Here is a 12,462-nt window from a genome sequence, read left to right on the forward strand (position 1 = left end):
CGCCCTCAAGGGCACTGCAAGGCTTCAGGGCCTGTTCGCTGGCAAGCCAGCTCCTACAGAAGGTGGTTGGTGGTTAAAGCAAAACGCCGCGATTGCTCGCGGCGTTTTTGTGTCTGCTGCTTAACCCAGGTTCTTGCCGAGCAGCGCGTGGTAGAGCTCGCTGTCGCCAAGGATGCCCACCACTTTCTGGTTGTCGTGGAGCACCAGTTTGTTGCCGGTCTGGTAGCGGATCTGCAGCGCGTCGCGCATGCCGATGTTGGAGTCCACCAGCGTCGGACGCCGGCCCAGTTCTTCCACGGACTGCCCCGGAACCCAGTTCTGCAGGTCCAAGTGCGAGCCATTGCGCCGCGCGCCCTTGATGGTGTTGCCTTCCGCCAGGTCGAGCCAGGAATCTCCACCCGGGTCCAGGCACACCGAGCCGTTGACCCGCTTGCAGTTGTCCAGGCTGCGCATCAGGCTGCGCCCGCAGAGCACGTTCAGCGGATTGGTGTGGGCGACGAAGGTGCGCACATAGTCGTCCGCAGGATTGAGCACGATCTCTTCCGGATTGCTGTACTGGATGATCCGCCCGTCTTTCATGATGGCGATGCGGCTCCCCAGTTTCAGGGCTTCGTCCAGGTCATGGCTGACGAAGACGATGGTCTTGCTCAACTTGCGTTGCAGCTCCAGCAGTTCGTCCTGCAGGCCCTGGCGGATCAGCGGGTCGAGGGCCGAGAAGGGTTCATCCATCAGCAGGATGTCGGCGTCCATGGCCAGGGCGCGGGCCAGGCCGACCCGCTGCTGCATGCCGCCGGACAGTTCGTCGGGCTTCTTGTTGCGCCATTGGGTCAGGCCCACAAGTTCGAGCTTCTCGTCCACCAGCTTGCGCCGTTCCTTCTCGGGACGGCCCTGCATCTCCAGGCCGAAACTGATGTTCTCGCGCACCGTCAGCCAGGGCATCAGGGCGAACTTCTGGAACACCATGGCAATGCGCTTGGTGCGCATCATCTTCAGCTCGGCGGGGGTGCAGGAGGCAATGTCGATCTGCTTGCCTTCGTGTTCGACGAACAGCTTGCCGCGGCTCACGGTGTTGAGGCCGTTGATGCAGCGCAGCAGGCTGGACTTGCCGGAGCCGGAAAGGCCCATGAGTACGCAGATCTCGCCTTTCTGGATGTCCAGGCTGGCTTTTTCCACGCCGACGATCTGCCCGGTCTTTTTCAGGATCTCGTTGCGGGTCATGCCCTGGTCCAGCAGCTTGAGCGCCTCCCGAGGGTCCTTGGAGAAGATAACGTCTACGTTGTCGAAGCGGATTATGCTCATGCGTCACCCCCTACTTTGGCTTCAGGTTGTTTGCAGATACGGTCGAGCATGATCGCCAGCAGCACGATGGCCAGACCGGCTTCAAAGCCCAGGGCAATGTCGGCGGTATTGAGTGCGTTGACCACGGGTTTGCCCAGGCCGTCGGCGCCGACCAGGGCGGCAATCACCACCATCGACAGCGATAGCATGATGCACTGGGTGATGCCGGCGGCGATGCTCGGCATGGCGTGGGGCAACTCAATGCGCGACAACAACTGACGGCGCGAACAGCCAAAGGCCTTGCCCGCATCCATCAACTCTTGTGGAACATCGCGAATGCCCAGGTAGGTCAGGCGAATCGGCGCGGCGATGGCGAACACCACGGTGGAAATCAGGCCGGGCACCACCCCCAGGCCGAACAGGGTCAGGGTCGGGATCAGGTAGACGAAAGTGGGAACGGTCTGCATCAGGTCCAGGACCGGACGCATCATGGTGTAGAACAGCGGCTTGTGCGCGGCGACGATGCCCAGGGGCACGCCGATCAGCACGCAGACCAGGGTGGCAAACAGCACCTGGGCCAGGGTTTCCATGGTTTCCTGCCAGTACCCCAGGTTGAGGATCAGCAGGAAGGAGAGCACGACGAAAACAGTCAGGCCCCATTTGCGCTGGATCAGGTGCGCCAGCAGGGCGATCAGGCCGATCAGGGCCAGGGGATTGAACCAGGTCAACGCGAACGTGACGCCGTGGATCATGGTTTCCAGGGTGGTAGCGATCGCGTCGAAGGTGCTGGCACCGTGTTTCGTCAACCACTCTACGAAAGCCGCGATGTACTGGCCCAGGGGGATTTTCTGATCAGTGAGCATGGTATTGAACGTCCGCATGCAAGGAAAAAACAGCCCGGGCGGGCAAGCCCGCCCGGCGTAAGCGATTACTGGGCAAGCTTGGCTTTCACGGCTTCCAGGCCAGGTTTACCGTCAATGGTGGTCACGCCGGCGAGCCAGGTATCGAGCACCTGTGGGTTTTTCTTCAGCCAGGCCTTGGCGGCCGCGTCAGGCTTCATCTTGTCGTCCAGCACGTTGCCCATCAGGGTGCTTTCCATGTTCAGGGTGAACGACAGGTTCTTCAGCAACTGGCCAACGTTGCTGCACTCGCTGGTGTAGCCCTTGCGGGTGTTGGTGTAGATGGTGGCCTGGCCGAAGTTGGGGCCGAAGTACTCGTCGCCCCCGGTCAGGTACTTCATCTTGAAGCGCGTGTTCATCGGGTGCGGTTCCCAGCCCAGGAACACCACCGCGGTGTCGCGTCGCTGAGCACGTTCGACCTGGGACAGCATGCCCGCTTCGCTGGACTCCACCACCTTGAAGCCGGCGTCCTTGAGGCCGAAGGCGTTCTTGTCGATCATCGTCTGGATGGTGCGGTTGCCATCGTTGCCCGGCTCGATGCCGTAGATCTTGCCGTCCAGCTCCTTCTTGAACTTGACGATGTCGGCGAAGTCTTTCAGGCCCTTGTCATACAGCGACTCGGGCACTGCCAGGGTGTACTTGGCGTTTTCCAGGTTGGCCCGCACGGTTTCCACGGTGCCGGCGTCGCGGTAGGGCTTGATGTCGTTTTCCATGGTCGGCATCCAGTTGCCGAGGAACACGTCCATGTTCTTGCCGTCGGCCAGGGACTTGTAGGTCACCGGCACGGAAATCATCGTGGTCTTGGTCTTGTAGCCCAGGGCGTTGAGCACGACGCTGGTGGTGGCGGTGGTCACGGTGATATCGGTCCAGCCGACATCGGAGAAGTTTACGGTGCTGCATTGCTCCGGTTCTGCGGCGTGTGCCAGAAGCGGCAGACTCAGCATGGCGGCCAACAACAACGACGGGGAACCTTTCATAGGGGGGACTCCTGGATGTTTTTCTGGCGGCGTATGGACCGCGCTTATAAGTGTGGCGGTTGGTGTGCCGGGGACAGCTCTACCACCGTGCCTTGCAATCGAGTCGAGACTGATCATGTACCAGTGAAAAACTGTCGCCTACGGGGTGCGTCGTATCCAGTACAGGGAGGGTCGCATCCAGTGTCGGTGAGGTCGCTTACAGTGTTTCCGGGCATTTTTTCCTGCATCTGCACCGCAAAAAACGCCCAGAACCCGAGCCTCGCGCCAGGCGGCGTTGGTGGGCATGAGTGGGTCGGTGTCAGACGCCGCGAGTCGCTGTAAAAGCCTGATGATGCGCCCTTCTCGGCGGATTGCAGCTTGAGCGTAGCAGCTCCGTCAGAGGGCGTTTTCGACGCCTGGACTGTGCTCATCGAGGAGTTAAGCAGTAATGGCTATCAGTGTTTTCGACTTGTTCAAGATCGGCATCGGCCCCTCCAGTTCCCACACCGTCGGCCCCATGCGTGCCGCGGCGCTGTTCGTCCAGGCATTGAAGGAAAGGCACCTGCTGGAGCAGGTGCGGCGGGTCGAGGTGCAGTTGTTCGGCTCGCTGTCGGCCACCGGCATCGGCCATGGCAGCGACAACGCGGTGATCATGGGGCTGATGGGGGAGTGGCCGGACGCGATCGACCCTGCGCTGATCGGCCCGCGCATCCAGCAGCTGCGCGACAGCGACACCTTGCTGCTGGACGGGCGCCTGCCGGTGCCGTTCGTCTGGGCTCGGGACATGCGCCTCCTGGACGAGAACCTGCCCTTTCACCCCAACGCCATGACCCTGGTGGCAGAGGCGGAAGGCACGGAGCTGTACCGCGATACCTACTATTCAGTGGGCGGCGGTTTTGTCGTCGACCAGGCCCAGGCCAGCAGTGGCGTGGCGGACCTGGATCGCAGCGAGCTGCCTTATGACTTCTCCAGCGCGGTGGAACTGCTCAACCTGTGCCAGAAGCACAACCTGCGGGTTGCCGAGCTGATGCTGGCCAACGAGAAGGTCTGGCGTTCGGAGGAGGAAATCCGCAACGGCCTGATGGCGCTGTGGCGCGCGATGCAGGATTGCGTGGAACAGGGGCTCAAGCACGAAGGCATCCTGCCCGGCGGGCTCAATGTGCGCAGGCGGGCAGCCAAGCTGCATCGCAGCCTGCAGGAACTGAACAAGCCCAATGTGATCGGCTCCACCTTGAGCGCCATGGAGTGGGTCAACCTGTTCGCCCTGGCGGTGAACGAGGAGAACGCCGCCGGTGGACGCATGGTCACCGCACCCACCAACGGCGCGGCGGGGATCATTCCGGCGGTGCTGCACTACTTCATGAAATTCAGCGAGGACGTGACTGACGCCAACGTGGTGGATTTCTTCCTCGGCGCGGCGGCCATCGGCATCCTGTGCAAGAAGAACGCCTCGATCTCCGGGGCCGAAGTCGGCTGCCAGGGCGAGGTGGGCTCGGCCTGCGCCATGGCGGCGGCGGGGCTGGCGGAGATTCTCGGGGCCAGCCCCGAGCAGTTGTGCAACGCCGCGGAAATCGGCCTGGAGCACAACCTGGGCCTGACCTGCGACCCGGTGGGCGGGCTGGTGCAGGTGCCCTGCATCGAGCGCAACGCGATTGCCGCGGTGAAGGCGATCAATGCCGCGCAGATGGCCTTGCGCGGTGACGGCCAGCACTTCATTTCCCTGGACCGGGTGATCCGCACCATGCGCGATACCGGCGCCGATATGCACGACAAATACAAAGAGACGTCCCGTGGCGGCCTGGCCGTGAGCGCGGTGGAATGCTGAGCCGCCCTCGCTGGCCAGCCGGGTGCGAACCAGGGACGCCGGCGCGCGCAAATGGCTCACTCGGGCCACCGCGCGCCACCTTTTAGCGCGTCGCGAATAGACAAGTTGCCCGGTGCGCCGGCGGACCAGTCGGTGGGTCGGCGCGCTGTGCTTTGAGTGACACTCGCCGGCCTCGGCGCAACGCCTTGGCGGCCCAAGTGCTACCTAACTGCTCACCGCTTTTGTCGGCGCCTGTGCGCCGCGCCTTTCGGCGCTTCTTATCCGCACATTGACAAGGGCTATATAGACGCGTCGCGACGTCGTTTTCAGGAGTTATTGAATGCCCATTCAACTTTAGGCATGGCAATTGCTCTGTGAATACCAAGCCCGCCTCCGAAGCGTCGCAGGGCACATAAAAAGAGCCTCCGCCTGAGGCCATCACCCGCTTTGTGTGAGGAGATATCGCGATGACGTCGTTCAACTCCGGGGCCCAACCCCAGAACCGTGCGCCTCAATCCATCGGCTTTCTGCTGCTGGACAATTTCACGCTGATTTCCCTGGCCTCCGCAGTCGAACCCCTGCGCATGGCCAACCAACTGTCCGGCCGCGAGCTGTATCGCTGGACCACCCTCAGCGTCGATGGCGGTCAGGTCTGGGCCAGTGACGGTCTGCAAATCACCCCCGACGCCTCCATGCACAAAGCCCCCAGCCTCGACACCGTGATCGTCTGCGGTGGCATCGGCATCCAGCGCACCGTGACCCGTGAACATGTGTCCTGGCTGCAAAGCCAGGCGCGCCAGTCCCGTCGCCTCGGCGCGGTGTGCACCGGCAGCTGGGCCCTGGCCTGCGCCGGCCTGCTGGACGGTTTCGATTGCAGCGTGCACTGGGAATGCCTGGCGTCTATGCAGGAAGCCTTTCCCCGGGTGGCCATGAGCACCCGCCTGTTCACCCTCGACCGCAACCGTTTCACCAGCTCCGGCGGCACCGCGCCACTGGACATGATGCTGCACCTGATCAGCCGCGATCATGGCCGTGAACTGTCGGCGGCGATCTCGGAAATGTTCGTCTACGAACGCATCCGCAACGAACAGGATCACCAGCGCGTGCCCCTCAAGCACATGCTTGGCACCAACCAGCCCAAGCTTCAGGAAATCGTCGCGCTGATGGAGGCCAACCTCGAAGAGCCGATCGATCTGGACGAGTTGGCGGTGTACGTCGCCGTGTCCCGGCGTCAGCTGGAGCGGCTGTTCCAGAAGTACCTGCACTGCTCGCCGTCGCGCTATTACCTCAAGCTGCGGCTGATCCGCGCGCGGCAACTGCTCAAGCAGACGCCGATGTCGATCATCGAAGTGGCCTCGGTCTGTGGTTTCGTCTCGACGCCGCACTTCTCCAAGTGCTACCGCGAGTACTTCGGCATTCCGCCCCGTGACGAGCGCATCGGTTCCAACACTACCCAGCAGGTGGCGATGATGCCGCTGCCGCAAGCCATGGTCCTGGCGCCGCTGTCCGGGCCGCTGTCGGCCCTGAGCCAGGCGCGCAACGAATCGACCTTCGCCAGCGTGCGCCTGTAGTCACAGGCGTTTCTTGAAATACACCACGCGCTCGGTTTCCTCGAAACCCAGCGCGTGGTGCAGGGTCTGGCTGGGCAGATTGTCCAGGCTGGTATCCGAGGCCAGCTCCACGCAGCCTTGTTGTCGTCCCCATGCAGCCACCTGCTCGATCAGCCGCTGGGCGATGCCCTGGCGGCGGGACTCGGGAGCCACATAGATCCCTTCGAGAAAGACCACCGGCGAGCTGTCGGTACCGTTGACGTAGTCGTGGCGCAACGCCGCCTCGGCCAGTCCTGCCGCCACCCCGTCTGCCCCATAGGCCAGCCAGCAGCCATAGCGCTGAGGTTCTGCCAGCATCTGGCGGATCTCCGCTTGGTGCTCTTGCGGCGGGCAGTCGGGCCATAGCTCCCGGCGCAATTGCAGCCAGTCGGACTGTTCGCTGAGGGTGCCGGATTGAATGCGGATCATGAGGAAATGGCCTGTGTCGGTGTGGGAAGAGCGGACTCTAGCAACCGACTCAGGCGTTGGGGACATTCACGCGCGCTTGTGCTGCAGGTATTCGGCCAGGGCCGGCAGCAACTGACGGTCGATGGCCTGGCGCACCGCCGGCAGAATGGTCGCATTGCCGGTGAGCATCTGCTCCACCATGCCCTTGAGCGCCTTGGCCCGCGCGTCGCTCAAACCCCTTACCGCACATTCGCAGGCCTGCTCGGCGCTGGCGCCTGCGGGCATTTCGAAACCCAGGGCCCGGAGTTGTCCCAGCAGGTCGTCCTGGTCAATCAGATCCGCATGCATCATGACTTTTATCCTTGTTCAGGGAGCGTGGTCGTCAACCGATTCTGGTAGGGCGTCCGGGTGGCGGCAAGGGCAGATTGTCGTGATGGCCCGTTTACCTATGAACAGGTCGTTTTCGGCTAACTCGGTGGCCTGGAGCCGGTTGTCGCGCTGCTATGGATCTGACTTGCATTTCAGAATTTTCCGCCTTGTTTGACCTGGCTCCTGGCGGCATAAGAGGTAGCGCAATGATTCAGGCGTTATCGCTGAACGCCATTCTCAAGGAGCAATCATCATGTCAGGGAAGCCCGCCGCACGAGCCACCGACCCCACCGCCTGCCCAATTCCCGGGCATGGCGTGAATCCCATCGTCAGTGGCTCGCCCGATGTCATTTTCGATGGTCTACCCGTTGCCCGTGAGGGTGACCAGACAGCTTGTGGAGCGGTTCTGACGGGTAACTTGATCAGCAATGTGCTGATCAATGGACGACCCGTGGCCACCACGGATTCGTTGGGTAGCCACGGCAATGTGGTTATTGGCGGGTCGGGAACGGTCATTATCGGGACTACGGTCACCGTTGCTGAGTTTACTCCCATCACGCCATTGGCCATTCAGCACCGCCACAACGCACAGTTTGAGCTGCTGGATACCGATGGCGAACCTGTGCCTGATTTCAAGTACAAGGTCGTGACGCCGGACGGCAAGGTATATAGGGGCATTACGGATCAAAATGGATTGACGCAACGGTTTTTTACTGACGTCAGCGGGCTGCTCCAAATAGACCCGGATGACTCGGTTTGAGGCGTTGTTCATGAGTCAGATTGTGCTTGCGAATAATGTGCATGCCGCTACCCGGGATGTGAGCGCTCGGCAACGTGTCGGGGTAACGACCAAGTATGTGAGACGGGCGGATGACAAGGGCTGGCTGGGCTTTAGACCTATGTTTTCCCATGAGGCGAGTTTTATCTATTTGTGTGAATACACCAAATTGGTCATGGTAAAAGCGTCAGAAAAATATGCTCACTTCCAAGTGAAGGATGGCAATAGTGGCTTTATTGGTAAAGAAGTGGCTTTGAGTCACCGCAATGTCCCCTTGTATCTGTCTGACATTGGGCCAGAAAAAAATGCGGCAACGATCCGAGTGAAATACGCGAATTTAGAGACAGGGGTCAGGTCAGAAATCAAGAATTTTGCATTCACTCAGCAGTGGGCTGTGGCTGAGTTTTCAGGAATCAGCGCAAGGGTTACGCTTAACAGCGTCTGGGGCAGGGCGTTTACGCCCATAGCCCCAGGTAGGCACCGAATCATGGCCCCTGATTTCTCTCACGCAGAAGTTGACACTTCGGGATATAGAGCTGCTTATCCTGGGAAGATAATTTGCACCGATGTCTGGTTTCCTATTGCCTTGGAGGGTACGGAAACCAACAGTACGCGATATATACATATTGGCCATGTGTCAGAAGGGTGTGTAACGCTCTATGAGTTAATAAAGTGGAATGCTTTATATGAGTATCTGATCAATAAGCGCGTGCCTGGGGCTCAGGGAAGATTTGTGGGTTATCTAATAGTGGAGCATTAGTTGATGAGGGTGTTTTTCAGTATTTGCGTGTCTGTATTGTTGTGCCTATCTTCTCATGTCGCTTCGGCAGCGGATGAATGTGGGGACTTTTTGAGGGCGATGGTGGGGGTTTCAGATACTATCGAATATGTTAAATGCGATTCGGAACCAGAGAGGCAAAGTGCTCCTTTGACCGCTCTATATCGGATTAAAGGAAGGGATGCGCAAGCAGTAGAACAGTATCTGCATGATAAATTTGGTGTGAGTGAGTATCTGAAGTTTGTTTGTTGTCTCTGGGAAGTTAGAGGGATGACCTCTTACGAAGACAAGAAAACCGGCATCACGTATCACATTAGAATGAGCTCCGAAGAAACTATCTACAATAAAAGAGATGATTGGGGGAAGATTGGCTATTTTTATATTACGGTTGTTCGTTTCATGGAAGACGTTTGATCAAACAAGGTTGTAGTTTTATATCTGTTTTGCGGAAGTTGTTGGATGGGTTGCCGAGGGCCGATGATAGCCGGCATGACCCTTTTACCTATGAACACGTCGCTTTCGGCTAACTGGAGTCAGGGCCGAATCGGCAGACTGAACCCAGCTGGCGTCGTGATGGTTTGGTCACCTTCTCACCGCAGTTCCTCAGCAGTAGTCCCTGCCTCGATCCTGTCACGGCTTGATCGGGGCTTTTTTTTGCCTGGGGAAGGCTGCCGGCAAGTTTCGCCGGCAAGCCGGCTCCTACCGGGAGCCGGTGCTGGCGGGGTGAGGATCAGCGTTGCAGCACGAGGATTCTGGAGAGCAGTTCGTCGCGGTCGATGTAGCAGCCCTGGAAGTGTCGGGCGCCGCTGGCCGGGTCGAAGGCGTTGCGCGCGTGCAGGGTGCGGCGGTTGTCGAAACACCAGAGCTGGCCCGGATCGAGGCGCTGGATCACCCGGAACCGGGCTTCGCGGGTCAGGGCTATAAAGCGTCGGTAGGCGCGATACAGCCGGGGCATCTGTTGTTCGGTGGTGTCGAAGGGACCGCGCAGGAAGTTGGCCATGCGGATTTCCGCCACTTCGCCCAGGGCATCCAGGGCAATGATCGGCGCCAGGCAGCGGTAGTCGCTGTGGCGGTCCTTGTTGCGAAACTCCACGGGTATTTCACACAGCGCGCGGAACGCGTCGGGGTCTTCGTGGCGCAAGGCATCGGCTATGGCGAAACCGTCGACGAAGATGCTTTCGCCGCCCGTCGCGTCATTCACCAGGCAATGCAGAAATTGCAGCCCCGGTTGCAGTTCGCGGGTCGGCAGGTCGCTGTGCAAAGGCAGGTTGAAGGCGGTGTAGGCATTGCTGTCGGCGTCGGCCTTGGACTGCACGTTGAACAGCACGCCGAAGTTGCTCTCGCGGATGAATGCAATACGCCGGGCGATCAGGGCCAGGGAACCGGGTTCGGTGGGCGCGCCGCGTACCTGGGTCAGGCCGATGTCGCGCAGGGCCAGCAGCCATTGCAGCAGCGCCTTGGGGTCGTCCATCAGGGCCTGATAGTCGAATACCGGCAGTTGCAGGCGGCTGTCCCACAGCTGGCTCTGTGCTTTGTTGGCGCGGCGTTCCTCGCGGGATTGCCGGTCATAGGCGTGGGCTCGCAACCAGCCGGGGTCGAAGCGACTCTGGTGGCCGTCCGCCCAGTCCAGGCACAGGCAGCCCTGGCTGTCGATGCGTGCCCCGAGGCAGCCGAGGTCTTCGGGCACGTCGATGATTTCCAGTACCTGTTCGCGGGTCACGCTGTAGACGCATTGCGTGCAGGGGCAGTTGTCCCGCAGCCACTGGTGATGAAAGGGGCTGAGGCGATCATCGGCCCAGCGCACCTGAACCCGGTCCGGCAATACCTGGACGGCGCTTAACGGGCTGATCAGCGGGTAACGGCGATAGTCGGCAAGGGCGGCGGTGTTCACGGTGATCTCCTTTTCTACGGCTGATTATTTTTCCGCGGGCAGGCCGATGACCCGGCCGATGTAGGCGGGGCGCGGCAGATCGGCCTGTTCGGCGGTCAGGGCTTGCAGGCGCTGCAGGACCGGCTCGCTGAACGGCGCCGAACGCGGTCCGGCCAGGTCGACGTGGAGCAGCATCTGCTCGTTGCCGGCCAGCTCCTGGGGATCACCGGCCCTGTGCAGGCTGTGATACAGGTGCAGGCGCTTGCGGTCGTGGCCGATGATCTGGGTATGGACCTCGACCTCGGTGCCCTGCTTCACCTCGTGCAGGTAGTTCAGGTGCAGTTCCAGGGTGAACAGCGAGTGGCCGCTGGCGTCGCGGTTGTCGCTGTCGAGCCCCAGGCGATCCATCAGGGCATCGGTGGCGTAGCTGAAGATCAGTAGGTAGAAGGCATCGCGTAGATGGCCGTTGTAGTCGACCCAGTCTTTGATGATGCGGGTGCTGTAGGTGGTCAGGGCAGGCATGGGATCACCGGATAACGGTAGGAGCCGGCTTGCCGGCGAAGGCGTCCGTTGGGTGTGCGCCTGGCTTGAGGGCCTATTCGCTGGCAAGCCAGCTCCTACGGGGGTTGGGTTAGTCGTGAAAGTGCATGCCGTGCTTGGCCTTGGTGGTTTTCACCGCCTCCAGCACCGCCAGCAGGCAGTCATCACGATAGCGCTCCAGGGCCGAGATGCTGTGCGTGCCCAGTTGCTCGGCCGTGCCTTCGACCACGTCGTCGATCAGCTTGTCGGTCAGATCCGGGGCCGGCAGGTAGGTCCAGGGCAGTTGCAGCGCCGGGCCGAACTGGGCCATGAAATGGCGCATGCCGGCGTCGCCCCCGGCCAGGGTGTAGGTGAGGAAGGTGCCCATGAACGACCAGCGCAGGCCGGCGCCAAAGCGGATCGCATCGTCGATCTCCCCGGTGGTCGCCACGCCGTCGTTGACCAGGTGCAGGGCTTCGCGCCACAGCGCTTCGAGCAGGCGGTCGGCGATGAACCCCGGTACTTCCTTGCGCACATGCAAGGGGCGCATCCCCAAGGATTCATAGACCTTGATTGCCGCTTGGATCGCTGCGGGTGCGGTGCGCTGGCCGCCCACCACCTCCACCAGCGGCAGCAGGTACACCGGGTTGAATGGATGGCCCACCACGCAGCGTTCCGGGTGGGTCGAGCCCTCATAGAATTCACTGGGCAGCAGGCCCGAGGTGCTGGAGCCGATCAGGGCGTCGGGCTTGGCCGCGGCGCTGATCTTGCTGTGCAGTTCCAGCTTGAGTTCCAGGCGCTCGGGAGCGCTTTCCTGGATGAAGTCGGCGTCTTTCACGCACTCTTCGATGGTGCTGACAAAGCGCAGGCGCTGTGGCGACGCGCCCGGGGCCAGTCCCTGTTTTTCCAGGGCGCCCCAGGCATTGGCGACTCGCTTGCGCAGGGCGGCTTCGGCCCCAGGGGCCGGGTCCCAGGCCACTACGTCCAGGCCGTGGGCCAGGGCGCGGGCCACCCAGCCGCTGCCGATCACGCCGCTGCCCAGGGCGGCGAAGGTTTTGATGTTGGTGATAAAAGTCATCGCGTCTTCCTGAAAAAAGAGTCTGTAGGTGCTGGCTTGCCAGCGAAGCGCTTGGCGGCCTTGCGGGCCCCTTCGTCGGCAAGCTGGCTGCTACGGGGGCTGATGTGACGGCCTCTTCGCGAGCAAGCTCGCTCCT

Annotated in this window: 13 protein-coding genes; 5 read left to right on the forward strand and 8 right to left on the reverse strand. The window is 61.2% G+C overall.

Translation table 11 applies throughout. The annotated features are described in order from the left end of the window. Positions 1-120: 120 nt before the first annotated feature. From choV to ACMGG8_RS06270, 3 genes are all read right to left on the reverse strand, one after another. Positions 121-1,299: a choline ABC transporter ATP-binding protein gene (gene choV, locus ACMGG8_RS06260; protein WP_060841473.1), complete on the reverse strand. Its 1,179-nt coding sequence runs from the start codon at positions 1,297-1,299 to the stop codon at positions 121-123. Continuing rightward, the gene (gene choW / locus ACMGG8_RS06265) at positions 1,296-2,141 is read right to left on the reverse strand and encodes a choline ABC transporter permease subunit (RefSeq protein ID WP_060841472.1); all 846 of its coding nucleotides are present in this window, start codon (positions 2,139-2,141) and stop codon (positions 1,296-1,298) included. The genes choV and choW overlap by 4 nt, the downstream gene beginning before the upstream one ends. Before the next feature lie 65 nt (positions 2,142-2,206). Next, positions 2,207-3,154 (reverse strand): choline ABC transporter substrate-binding protein, encoded by a 948-nt coding sequence (locus ACMGG8_RS06270; RefSeq protein WP_060841471.1) that lies wholly within the window; start codon positions 3,152-3,154, stop codon positions 2,207-2,209. A gap of 427 nt (positions 3,155-3,581) precedes the next feature. Between ACMGG8_RS06270 and ACMGG8_RS06275 the strand changes: the two genes are divergently transcribed. Both ACMGG8_RS06275 and ACMGG8_RS06280 read left to right on the forward strand, forming a co-directional pair. Further along, positions 3,582-4,958, forward strand: coding sequence for an L-serine ammonia-lyase (locus tag ACMGG8_RS06275; protein WP_414159329.1), 1,377 nt, complete (start codon positions 3,582-3,584; stop codon positions 4,956-4,958). Between the two features lie 446 nt (positions 4,959-5,404). Further along, positions 5,405-6,508: a GlxA family transcriptional regulator gene (locus ACMGG8_RS06280; RefSeq protein WP_060841469.1), complete on the forward strand. Its 1,104-nt coding sequence runs from the start codon at positions 5,405-5,407 to the stop codon at positions 6,506-6,508. Here the strand turns inward: ACMGG8_RS06280 and aac(6') are convergent, their stop codons facing one another. Next, entirely contained in the window at positions 6,509-6,955 is a 447-nt protein-coding gene (gene aac(6') / locus ACMGG8_RS06285; protein WP_129405942.1) for an aminoglycoside 6'-N-acetyltransferase, read from the reverse strand. A gap of 66 nt (positions 6,956-7,021) precedes the next feature. Then, positions 7,022-7,285 carry a hypothetical protein gene (locus ACMGG8_RS06290; protein ID WP_016962894.1) on the reverse strand — a complete coding sequence of 88 codons (264 nt, stop codon included), beginning with the start codon at positions 7,283-7,285 and terminating at the stop codon, positions 7,022-7,024. Positions 7,286-7,523: 238 nt separating this feature from the next. Between ACMGG8_RS06290 and ACMGG8_RS06295 the strand changes: the two genes are divergently transcribed. Genes ACMGG8_RS06295 through ACMGG8_RS06305 form a run of 3 tightly spaced genes read left to right on the forward strand, consistent with a single transcriptional unit; the run spans position 7,524 to position 9,273 of the window. Next, positions 7,524-8,063 carry a PAAR domain-containing protein gene (locus tag ACMGG8_RS06295; protein ID WP_267899586.1) on the forward strand — a complete coding sequence of 180 codons (540 nt, stop codon included), beginning with the start codon at positions 7,524-7,526 and terminating at the stop codon, positions 8,061-8,063. Between the two features lie 10 nt (positions 8,064-8,073). Further along, a complete protein-coding gene (locus tag ACMGG8_RS06300) occupies positions 8,074-8,841 on the forward strand; it encodes a hypothetical protein (protein WP_129405944.1) in 768 nt (255 codons plus the stop codon). A 3-nt stretch (positions 8,842-8,844) separates the two neighbouring features. Then, a complete protein-coding gene (locus ACMGG8_RS06305) occupies positions 8,845-9,273 on the forward strand; it encodes a DUF4952 domain-containing protein (RefSeq protein ID WP_082729344.1) in 429 nt (142 codons plus the stop codon). Positions 9,274-9,589: 316 nt separating this feature from the next. Here ACMGG8_RS06305 and ACMGG8_RS06310 read toward each other — a convergent pair whose 3' ends face one another. From ACMGG8_RS06310 to ACMGG8_RS06320, 3 genes are all read right to left on the reverse strand, one after another. Beyond that, positions 9,590-10,750: a gamma-butyrobetaine dioxygenase gene (locus ACMGG8_RS06310; protein ID WP_129405945.1), complete on the reverse strand. Its 1,161-nt coding sequence runs from the start codon at positions 10,748-10,750 to the stop codon at positions 9,590-9,592. A 24-nt stretch (positions 10,751-10,774) separates the two neighbouring features. Further along, positions 10,775-11,251 (reverse strand): thioesterase family protein, encoded by a 477-nt coding sequence (locus tag ACMGG8_RS06315; RefSeq protein ID WP_129405946.1) that lies wholly within the window; start codon positions 11,249-11,251, stop codon positions 10,775-10,777. Positions 11,252-11,360: 109 nt separating this feature from the next. Beyond that, complete coding sequence (locus ACMGG8_RS06320; protein ID WP_129405947.1) at positions 11,361-12,326, reverse strand: L-carnitine dehydrogenase; 966 nt, start codon at positions 12,324-12,326, stop codon at positions 11,361-11,363. Positions 12,327-12,462 lie beyond the last annotated feature (136 nt).

It is taken from the genome of Pseudomonas sp. BNK-45, from assembly GCF_047456255.1.
Taxonomy (GTDB): domain Bacteria; phylum Pseudomonadota; class Gammaproteobacteria; order Pseudomonadales; family Pseudomonadaceae; genus Aquipseudomonas.

Excerpts from the sequence above, each read along its gene's own strand:
- ACMGG8_RS06305 (WP_082729344.1), top strand. The coding sequence starts at position 8,845 with ATGAGGGTGTTTTTCAGTATTTGCGTGTCTGTATTGTTGTGCCTATCT.
- choV (WP_060841473.1), bottom strand. The coding sequence starts at position 1,299 with ATGAGCATAATCCGCTTCGACAACGTAGACGTTATCTTCTCCAAGGAC.
- ACMGG8_RS06300 (WP_129405944.1), top strand. The coding sequence starts at position 8,074 with ATGAGTCAGATTGTGCTTGCGAATAATGTGCATGCCGCTACCCGGGAT.
- ACMGG8_RS06280 (WP_060841469.1), top strand. The coding sequence starts at position 5,405 with ATGACGTCGTTCAACTCCGGGGCCCAACCCCAGAACCGTGCGCCTCAA.
- choW (WP_060841472.1), bottom strand. The coding sequence starts at position 2,141 with ATGCTCACTGATCAGAAAATCCCCCTGGGCCAGTACATCGCGGCTTTC.
- ACMGG8_RS06315 (WP_129405946.1), bottom strand. The coding sequence starts at position 11,251 with ATGCCTGCCCTGACCACCTACAGCACCCGCATCATCAAAGACTGGGTC.
- ACMGG8_RS06320 (WP_129405947.1), bottom strand. The coding sequence starts at position 12,326 with ATGACTTTTATCACCAACATCAAAACCTTCGCCGCCCTGGGCAGCGGC.
- ACMGG8_RS06290 (WP_016962894.1), bottom strand. The coding sequence starts at position 7,285 with ATGATGCATGCGGATCTGATTGACCAGGACGACCTGCTGGGACAACTC.
- ACMGG8_RS06275 (WP_414159329.1), top strand. The coding sequence starts at position 3,582 with ATGGCTATCAGTGTTTTCGACTTGTTCAAGATCGGCATCGGCCCCTCC.
- ACMGG8_RS06270 (WP_060841471.1), bottom strand. The coding sequence starts at position 3,154 with ATGAAAGGTTCCCCGTCGTTGTTGTTGGCCGCCATGCTGAGTCTGCCG.